Origin of the sequence: Anaerococcus sp. HMSC075B03 (genome assembly GCF_001815585.1) — a bacterium.
Classification (GTDB): Bacteria; Bacillota; Clostridia; order Tissierellales; family Peptoniphilaceae; genus Anaerococcus; species Anaerococcus vaginalis.
In genome coordinates this window covers 1-9,008 of the sequence record NZ_KV821208.1, presented here as the reverse complement: position 1 = coordinate 9,008, position 9,008 = coordinate 1, and the positions used below count along the sequence as shown (strand labels likewise).

The 9,008-nt window shown below is 30.9% G+C and carries 8 protein-coding genes and 2 pseudogenes; all 10 read left to right on the top strand.

The window, feature by feature from the left end:
• Window positions 1-70 precede the first annotated feature (70 nt).
• Window positions 71-295 (top strand): hypothetical protein, encoded by a 225-nt coding sequence (locus HMPREF3045_RS08905; RefSeq protein ID WP_004825731.1) that lies wholly within the window; start codon window positions 71-73, stop codon window positions 293-295.
• Between the two features lie 3 nt (window positions 296-298).
• The gene (locus tag HMPREF3045_RS08900; RefSeq protein WP_070738750.1) at window positions 299-1,945 is read left to right on the top strand and encodes a recombinase family protein; all 1,647 of its coding nucleotides are present in this window, start codon (window positions 299-301) and stop codon (window positions 1,943-1,945) included.
• Window positions 1,946-1,948: 3 nt separating this feature from the next.
• Window positions 1,949-2,032 (top strand): annotated as a pseudogene (locus HMPREF3045_RS09160) (Maff2 family mobile element protein); the annotation flags it as partial.
• Window positions 2,033-2,042: 10 nt separating this feature from the next.
• Complete coding sequence (locus HMPREF3045_RS08895) at window positions 2,043-2,906, top strand: VirB6/TrbL-like conjugal transfer protein, CD1112 family (RefSeq protein WP_000466919.1); 864 nt, start codon at window positions 2,043-2,045, stop codon at window positions 2,904-2,906.
• 9 nt (window positions 2,907-2,915) lie between these two features.
• On the top strand, window positions 2,916-3,206 hold the full coding sequence (locus tag HMPREF3045_RS08890) for a hypothetical protein (RefSeq protein WP_002838520.1): 291 nt from the start codon (window positions 2,916-2,918) through the stop codon (window positions 3,204-3,206).
• Between the two features lies 1 nt (window position 3,207).
• Window positions 3,208-3,618, top strand: coding sequence for a PrgI family protein (locus HMPREF3045_RS08885; RefSeq protein ID WP_008902108.1), 411 nt, complete (start codon window positions 3,208-3,210; stop codon window positions 3,616-3,618).
• Complete coding sequence (locus tag HMPREF3045_RS08880) at window positions 3,509-5,932, top strand: VirB4-like conjugal transfer ATPase, CD1110 family (protein WP_002842305.1); 2,424 nt, start codon at window positions 3,509-3,511, stop codon at window positions 5,930-5,932. The genes HMPREF3045_RS08885 and HMPREF3045_RS08880 overlap by 110 nt, the downstream gene beginning before the upstream one ends.
• A gap of 7 nt (window positions 5,933-5,939) precedes the next feature.
• Window positions 5,940-8,519 (top strand): CD1108 family mobile element protein, encoded by a 2,580-nt coding sequence (locus HMPREF3045_RS08875; protein WP_019117163.1) that lies wholly within the window; start codon window positions 5,940-5,942, stop codon window positions 8,517-8,519.
• 14 nt (window positions 8,520-8,533) lie between these two features.
• On the top strand, window positions 8,534-8,773 hold the full coding sequence (locus tag HMPREF3045_RS08870; protein ID WP_001080402.1) for a hypothetical protein: 240 nt from the start codon (window positions 8,534-8,536) through the stop codon (window positions 8,771-8,773).
• Window positions 8,760-9,008: pseudogene (locus HMPREF3045_RS08865) on the top strand (copper amine oxidase); the annotation flags it as partial. The gene HMPREF3045_RS08870 and the pseudogene HMPREF3045_RS08865, both read left to right, overlap by 14 nt.

The window sequence follows — 9,008 nt, the reverse complement described above, 5'->3', positions numbered from 1 at the left end:
TGACACTTAAAAGGCGATTAGAAAATTAAAAATCTAATCGCCTTTTTTTTATTGCATGAAAGGATAAGCTATGACAAAAAGACAAACAAAATATATTGTAAAAAGAAATTATGATAATAGAAGAACAGACACAGACGCTTTTCTAAGATTAATAAAAAAATCAAGCAAATTAAATAAGACTAATGAAATTGAGTATAACAAATATAATATTGATAGTAATAAAAAAGAGTGCTATAATAAAAATAGTTTTAGAGAAAGTTGTGTTATTTCCGAAAACTCAAATAAGGAGGAATAGGAAATGATACAAACAAATTCAAATCACTTTTCATTCAAAGCTGCAATTTATTGCAGACTATCTAAAGATGATGAGCAGAAAGGAGAGAGTGCCAGCATACAAAACCAAAAGGAACTTTTAGAAAACTATGTAAAATCAAGGGGTTGGAGTATTTACGATGTATATATAGATGATGGATATACTGGATTAAATACAAATAGACCATCATTTCAAAGACTAATTAGAGATATTGAAAATAAAAAAGTGGATATAGTCATCACTAAGGACTTATCAAGGCTTGGAAGAAACTATTTGCAGACTGGATACTATACAGAAAATTTCTTCCCAAAGAACAATGTCAGATATATAGCTTTAAATGATGGAGTAGATACCTTTCAAGAAAACAACGAAATAGTTCCTTTTAAAAATGTTTTAAACGAGTTTTATTCAAGAGATGTTTCTAAAAAGATGAAATCTGCCTATATGACAAGAGCAAGGCAAGGAAAATTTATTGGTTGTCTTGCTCCAATAGGATATAGGAAAGACAATGATGATCCACATAAATTAGTAATCGATGATGAAACTTCATGGATTGTTGAAAAAATTTTTGATCTTGCTTTTAGTGGTTATGGAGTACAAGCAATTAGAAGAAGACTTTTTGAAGAAAAAATACCTACGCCTACCTGGTGGAATAGAAAAAAAGGACTTAGAAATAAAAAAACTAAGTTAGAAATGACCGTAGATGGTGGAGAGTATTGGTGGGACTGCACAACCCTAAAAGAAATTATTGAAAACCCAGTTTATATTGGTCATATTGCTAGTCAAAAAGTTAATTATAAATTCAAAGTAGGTTGGTTATCCGATAAACCTAAAGAGGAATGGATAATAGTAGAAAATACACACGAACCAATTATTTCTGAAGATATTTATAATATAGCAAATGAAAAATTAAAGAGCAGGAGAAGACCATTCAAAAATGGAGAAGAAAGCATATTTGCAGGCATTGTGAAATGTCCCGATTGTGGAAAATCTTTAAATCTTGGAAGAAACAAATCAAAGAAAAGAGAAAAGTTACTCACTTGTAACACTTATAGAAGATACGGAAAGTCATTATGTAGTCAACATAGAATTTATTATGATACTCTTTATGAGATAGTGCTTAAAGACATTAGGAAAAATGCAGAAATAGCATTAAAAGACGAAAAAGAAATTATAAAAGCACTTGAAAAATCACGAGAAATTGATAATGAAGAAGAACAAAAATTTATTATGGATAAGATTTACGAAGATCAAATAAGAGTAGAAGACTTAACTAAAAAGATTGAAAGATTATATGATGACTGGCTAGACAATAAGATAAGTGAAAGTAACTTCCAAAAAATTCTTGAAAAATCACAAAACGAACAAGATTATCTAAATCAAAGAATAAAAGATAATCAAAAATTGATTGTCAAAGAAGATCTTGAAGATATTAATGTTAAAAAATGGATTGAACTCATAAAAAAACATAGGGATATAAAGAAGCTGGACAAAGAAACCTTAAACGAACTCATCTCAAAAATCTATGTTCACGAAAAAGAAGTAGTGAATGGAGAAATCACCCAAACAATTGATATTTACTACAATTTCATAGGAAATACAGACACGCTACAAGTATTTTACAATCTCTAATTAGGCATAAAGCAGCTTATGGCTGGTGGGGGAATTGTACTAATCGGTATTAAATTAATTCCACTACTTGCAAATGCTTTAAAATAGGAGAAAGTCTATGTTTGGTATCTTTGACAAGCTAACTGAATTTTTTAAGGATATGCTACTCGGAGGTATCAAAGCAAATCTTGAGTCCATGTTCTTAGATATAAATGACAAGGTAGGAGTTATTGCAACTGATGTTGGGAAGACACCAATGGGTTGGAATGGAGAAGTGTATAACTTCATAAAAAACATTAATGATAATGTGATCGTTCCAATAGCAGGTCTTATCATAACAGCAGTTTTATGTATTGAACTCATAAATATGGTTATGCAAAAGAATAATATGCACGATACAGATACTTTTGAGTTTTTCAAATACATTATAAAGATGTTTATAGCAGTCTACCTTGCAAGCCATGCCTTTGAATTTTCAATGGCAGTCTTTGATGTGGCACAAAATCTTGTAAACAAAGCGGCAGGGGTAATCACTACTTCTGCCACTGTTTCAGGAGATCAGATAGTTGCAATGGTTGATACATTAAAAGAAAAAGAAATAGGTGAGCTTTTAATGATATTAGTTGAAACAAGCCTTGTAAGGATTGCAATTCAATGTATATCTTTAACTATTACCTTAATAGTATATGGGCGTATGTTTGAAATATATGTCTACTCATCAGTATCATCCATACCATTTGCGACTATGGGAAATAAAGAATGGGGTCAGATTGGAACAAATTATATCAAGGGACTTTTTGCCTTGGGACTACAAGGTTTGTTTTTGATGGTATGTTTAGGTATCTACACCGTTTTAATAAGAACGGTACAGATTACAGATATTCACGCAAGCTTGTTTAGTATATTAGGATATGCTCTACTACTTGGACTTATGATGTTTAAGAGTGGAACAGTTGCAAAAAGTATTATGAATACGCACTAGGAGGAATAAATGTTAAAAAAGAAAAATTGTGCTTTATTGGGACTTGGAATTTTATTAGGAGGAACTTATGAAATCTTAAAAGAGAAAAAAAGAAATGAAGAGATTAGAAACTTAAAGAGGAGAATAAATAGACTCGGAAGATGTCACAATGAATTTGTTATGTATCAAGGCGAATACAATGACAGAAATGAAGAAAAACAAGAAGAATTAGAAGAAAGAATTAGCTACCTGGAAGAGGAAACAACATCTAATTATGACCATATACTTGAACTTTCCAAAGAAGAAGTAGAGGGAGATTAAAATGGCATATGTACCAATACCAAAAGATTTGGACAAGATTAAAACAAAGGTTGCCTTTAACTTAACCAAAAGACAACTTATAGGTTTTTCTGTGGCAGGACTAATTGGTATACCAACCTATTTATTTATGAAGAAATATCTACCTAATGATGTTTCTATCATTGTAATGCTAATAGTAACCCTGCCAATCTTTTTTATAACCTTATATGAAAAAGATACCTTAACTTTTGAAAAATATTTTAAATTTTTCTATCTTCATAAGTTTTATCAACCAACTAAGAGAATAAGAAAGGAGGCATACATTGAAGCAAAGAAAAAAGCAAATCAGCGACTTAAATCTAAGGGAAAAACAATTAAAAAAAGACCGAAAGGAAGTAAGAAGGCTAAAAACAAAGAAAGATCCAACAAATAGTCTTCTAAGTGTACTTTTAAAGAAAGAGAAAAAGAGATTTACTGTTGAAGATACAATTCCCTATATAAGAATGTTACCAGAGGGCATTTGCCAGTTAGATGAAAAAAATTATTCAAGGACAATTTCATTTCAAGATATAAATTACCAGTTGGCATTGGAAGAAGATAGAGATTTAATCTTTAACCAATTTGCCAACTTTTTAAATTCTTTTGATCCAAGTGTCCACATTGAACTTTCGTATGTAAATCAATTAGGAAGAAATAAAGACCTACAAGATGCAATTAAAATTGCTGATAAGGGAGACTTCTATGACGATGTAAGAAAAGAGTTTAGGGAGATGTTAAAGCTTCAACTTGCAAAGGGCAATAACGGACTTAAAAAGATGAAGTATATAACCTTTACAACAGAAGCCGATAACCTAGAGCAAGCAAGAGCAAAGTTAAATAGACTTGAAGTAGATATTTTATCTAACTTTAAATCTATGGGAGTAAGAGCAGAAAGCCTTGATGGTGAAGAAAGGCTAAGACTTGTTCACGATATGTTAAATCCAGACAAAAACTTTTATTTTTCATATAAAGATTTGAAGAAGAAAGAGTCTACAAAGTCACATATAACTCCCAATATCTTTAATTTTGCACCAGTAAATAATTTTAAATTTGGTAAATATATTGGAGCAGTAAGCCATTTTCAAATACTTGCAAGTGAGTTATCAGACAGAATGTTATCTGAGTTTTTAGATATTGATGACAATATTTATGTAGCTTTTCATATAGATGTAGTTGAACAAGCAGAAGCCATTAAACTCATTAAGAGAAAAAATACAGACCTGGATAGAATGAAAATTGAAGAACAAAAGAAAGCAGTTCGAGCAGGATATGATATGGATATTATTCCATCAGATATAAATACTTTTGGTGCGGATGTTAAGTCCATGTTATCTGACTTACAAAATAGAGATGAAAGGCTCTTTGTAGTTACCATAGTAATGATGAATTTTGCTAGGACTAATCAAAAATTAGAAAATACTATTGCTCAAATCTCATCAATTGCTAACAGACATAATTGTCAGGTGAAAAGATTATCTCATCAGCAAGAGCAAGGACTTGTTTCTGTCTTACCTCTAGGAGTTAACCAAGTCGAGATAAAAAGATTTTTAACTTCATCATCAACGGCAGTATTTATGCCTTTTACAACAGAAGAGCTATTTATTGATTCAGCAAATTCTTTGTACTATGGCTTAAATGCCCTTAGCCAAAACTTAATTATGGCAGATAGGAAGAAACTCAAGAACCCTAACGGATTAATATTAGGAACACCAGGTTCTGGTAAATCTTTCTCGGCAAAGAGAGAGATGGCAAATGCAATTCTTGTAACAGACGATGATGTAATTATTTGTGATCCTGAAGGCGAGTATTCAAACCTTGTAAAACAATTTAATGGAGAAGTTATTAAAGTTTCAGCAAAATCAAAGGACTACCTTAATCCACTAGATATTAATATGAACTATGGAGATGGGGACGCACCTTTAAAGGATAAGGCAAACTTCATAATGTCTATGCTTGAACTTGTAGTAGGAGGATCTGGTCTTACTGCTGCAGAAAAATCAGTTATAGATAGGTGCTTACCAAAGATATACCAAAAATATTTTGAAGACCCAAAACCAGAAAATATGCCAATATTAGGAGATTTATACGATATGCTCCTATCTCAAGAAGAGGGAGTCGGTAGAAAACTAGCAACAGAAATGGAAATTTATGTTAAGGGAAGTCTTAATGTATTTAATAATAGGTCAAATGTTGACTTAAATAGACAACTACTCTGTTTTGATATAAAAGAGCTAGGAACACAACTTAAAAAAATAGGTATGCTTGTAATTCAAGACCAGGTTTGGAACAAGGTTTCCCTAAATAGAGGAAGCAAGTCTACTAGATACTATATAGATGAGTTCCACCTTTTATTAAAAGACCCACAAACTGCTTCATATTCAGTAGAAATCTGGAAAAGATTTAGAAAATGGGGTGGTATTCCAACAGGTATAACACAAAACGTAAAAGACCTTTTAACAAGTCAGGAAATTGAAAATATCTTTGATAATACAGACTTTGTTCTAATGTTAAATCAAGCATCTGGAGATAGGGATATTCTTGCTAAGAAATTAAAAATATCGCCTTATCAGTTAAACTATATAACTAATTCAAATGCAGGTGAGGGACTCTTATTCTTTGGAAATACTATTGTTCCATTTATAGATAAATTCCCTAAAGACACCATGCTATATAAGCTAATGACAACAAAACCAGAAGAAGCTAAGTAGGTGTGATATGGATAAAAAACTAAAAAAAGATTTTCAAAAGAAAATTATACGAAATAGGGACGCTCCTGAAAAGAATATGGATAGTAAACTTGTTCATTCAGATGATTATACCAATAAGATTATTAAGAATAAGGATAGGTTCGGAGATAAAATTTCAGAAAAAGAATCTAAACTTATTCATGAGAATGTATTAGCTAAAGATCAAAAACAAGATAAACTAAAAGATTTTCAGAAGTCTAAAAACAAGGAAAGAATTAGAAAAGAATTTTTAGATAATAAGGATAAGGTTGAAGAAACAAAACAAACTAATCTTGAAATAAGGACAGATGAAAGCTTTAAACTTGATGAAGAGTTAGATGTAGACTTCAAAAAGGTAAATTTTGAAAGTGAAAATAGTAGAAATATTAATTCTAATAAATTAACAACAGATGATATTTCAGCTAACGCTCAACCAATAAGCAATAAGAAGGCATCAAGTAAAAGAAAAGTTCTTAAAAATTATGAGGATAAACTTATCCATAGTAAGGATAAATTCCAAGACAAAATCAACGAGAAAGAGTCTAAGCGAATCCAGACAAGTGAAGATAAACCTATCGAAGCAGAGAAAAGCAAGAGAATATATAGAAAAGATAAGCTTGTTAAAGATGAAGTGAGCAAGAACGACAGTAATGCTAATATCGATAAAAAGCGAAAACAGAAACTTTATCAAGAAAAGAAGTTTAGAGATAAGGAGAAAATTTCTAAAGAAAAAGATAAAGAAAATAAGCTAAACGAAGTTGATACAGATAAAACTTTTGATAATCCTGAGTTTAAAGACAATAATCAAGAATTTATAAAAGATGAAAAAGAAACAAGCCTTAAACCTTCAGAACAAAAGAAAGTTAATAAAAAGAAGACTTACTACAAGAGAAAAAATTATGAAAGTGATAAATTTACTCGAAAGAAAATCGATGACTTAAAAAATGAATCTAAGAAAGTTACACCGAAAGATTCTAAGAAGGCACAAGATGTTAAAGACTTTATATCAGATAAAAAGATTGGAGAGCTTGAAAAGTCTAAAAGCAAGCTAAAGGATAATATTTTAAAGAATAAAACTAAAGGAAGTCTATCTTCTGGGGTTTTATTATCTGGAGCTAAGTCATCAGAGTTAGTGAGAGATTATTTAAGTTCAGGATCTGATAATACTGGTGTAGAATCTGGAGAAAAGGCCGCTAATGTAAGCTCTAAACTTCAGCATGGAATAAGGAAGTATAAGTTAGACAAAAAGAAAAAGTCATTAAAAAAGCTATCTACACTTGATAAGAAAATAAGAAATAGAAAAAGCAAGTTGGAGTTTAAAAGTGGCTTGGAAGATTTAAAAAAGTCAGACTCCTATATAAAGAAAAATAGATTTAAGAAGTTTTACCAAAGAAAACAAATGAAAAGCATGATAGCTAAAAAGCACGAAACAAGACTGGTAGATAGAGTTAAAAAAGCTATTTTAAGTTTAGGTAAGGCTTCTAAAGAGCTAATCGTAAGAAAAAGTAAGATGGTTCTATTTCTAGTAATAGGACTAGGTCTTATGCTATCAATCATGATTGGTGGTGGAAGTGTTGGTATGAGTGGATTAAGTAACTCTGTTAACTCAGTAATGACAACAACATACCTATCACAAGATACAGTTCTAAGTGAAGTTAATCAAGAATTTTCATCAATGGAGTATGACCTACAATCACAAATCGAAAGTGTAAAAACAAGTCATCCTGGATATGACGAATATATTATAAATAAAGATGGAGAAATTGGTCATAATACCCATGAACTTTTATCCTATATAACTTCAAGATGTGGTGAAGTAAAATCAGCATCTGAAGTAAAAGGAATTTTAAAAGAGCTTTTCGATAAAATGTATAAGCTTGATTTTAAGGAAGAAATCGAAATTAGAACAAGAACAGTAGAAAGAACTAGATATGATAGTCGTGGTAATCCCTATACTAGCTATGAAAAAGAAGAGTACGAATATAAAAAGTTAATTGTAACTTTAAAGAAAAGAGAAATGGATGAAGTTGTTAGGGAAATATTTAAAGATTATCCAGACAATGTAGTTCATTATGAAGCTCTTCTTGAAGCTAAGGGAAATATGGGAGATGTTTTTGGATCAGGTAATGGGGACTTAGGAGAAATAGTAGATAATCCAAACTTTGGAAATCCTGGTCTTGCTTTTGATTCAGCTACTGCCAAAGCCTTATTTAATGAAGCAGAAAAACATATAGGCAAAAGATATGTGTTTGGAGCAAGTGGACCATCTAACTTTGACTGTTCAGGTTTTGTATGTTGGTCATTTACAAAGTCTGGTGTAAAGAGAATGCCAAGAACAACTGCATGGAGAATATACAAAGACTATTGTAACCCAGTCAGTCCAAGTGAAGCTCAACCTGGAGATATTATATTTTTCCATTCAACATATAACAGTGGAACACCAATATCTCACGTAGGAATATACGCAGGTAATGGAATGATGATTCACGCAGGAGATCCAATTCAATACACATCAATAAATTCAAAATATTGGAAATCACACTTTTATGGTTTTGGAAGACCTAGATAGAAGGGAGATATTATGTGAACAGGAAGCTTATAAGTATTAGAAACAAAAAGAAAAAAATAGAAGAGAAATTGAAAGATTTAAATGCAAAATACAAGGAAATTTGCGATGAAGAAATACAGGTTGAAAATGAAGAAATAATTGTAACTCTTAGGAGGAACAATATTAGCTTGGAAGAATTAATGGAGAAAATCAATGATAGAAAAAGAGAAGAGAAATTAAAAGAAAAGGAGAACATTCATAATGAAGAAATTTAATACGAACAGACTAAGAGCCTTTTTTATGGCTCTTTTATTAGTTTTAACATCAACTGTGCATACAAGTGCATTTGCAAAGTCTGATGTTACTTGGACGGAAGATGATTTTATGTATTCCTCTGAGGGAAATATAATCGCTTTTAGTGATAAGGGCTTAGAAAAGAAAGAAAAGACAAATATTCTAGTATTTCCTGAAGGAACGAAGTCTATAAATGGAAATTATTCTTTAAGTCAT

Coding starts and splice junctions, on each gene's coding strand:
- HMPREF3045_RS08905 (WP_004825731.1), top strand. CDS start 71: ATGACAAAAAGACAAACAAAATATATTGTAAAAAGAAATTATGATAAT.
- HMPREF3045_RS08900 (WP_070738750.1), top strand. CDS start 299: ATGATACAAACAAATTCAAATCACTTTTCATTCAAAGCTGCAATTTAT.
- HMPREF3045_RS08895 (WP_000466919.1), top strand. CDS start 2,043: ATGTTTGGTATCTTTGACAAGCTAACTGAATTTTTTAAGGATATGCTA.
- HMPREF3045_RS08890 (WP_002838520.1), top strand. CDS start 2,916: ATGTTAAAAAAGAAAAATTGTGCTTTATTGGGACTTGGAATTTTATTA.
- HMPREF3045_RS08885 (WP_008902108.1), top strand. CDS start 3,208: ATGGCATATGTACCAATACCAAAAGATTTGGACAAGATTAAAACAAAG.
- HMPREF3045_RS08875 (WP_019117163.1), top strand. CDS start 5,940: ATGGATAAAAAACTAAAAAAAGATTTTCAAAAGAAAATTATACGAAAT.